The following is a 264-nucleotide window of genomic DNA, read 5'->3' on the forward strand; positions in this document are numbered from 1 at the left end:
GTGCACTTGGTTCTGCTGAGAAATTCAATGAAGTGATCACACCGGTTGCAGACAAGCTCGGCGCTGCTATTGGTGCCAGCCGTGCTGCGGTTGATGCCGGTTATGCACCAAATGACTGGCAGGTTGGTCAGACCGGTAAAGTCGTTGCGCCGCAACTCTATATCGCTTGCGGTATCTCCGGTGCGATCCAGCATCTGGCCGGTATGAAGGATTCCAAAGTGATCGTTGCGATCAACAAGGATGAAGAAGCACCGATTTTCCAGG

1 protein-coding gene is annotated in these 264 nt (G+C 53.0%); it reads left to right on the plus strand.

What is annotated here, in order from left to right; translation table 11 throughout:
• Positions 1 to 264 (plus strand): electron transfer flavoprotein subunit alpha/FixB family protein (locus HBA93_RS21650; RefSeq protein WP_221724623.1); only part of this gene is annotated, 264 nt, incomplete at both ends.

This window comes from Ochrobactrum sp. SFR4, from assembly GCF_019730395.1.
Taxonomy (GTDB): domain Bacteria; phylum Pseudomonadota; class Alphaproteobacteria; order Rhizobiales; family Rhizobiaceae; genus Pseudochrobactrum.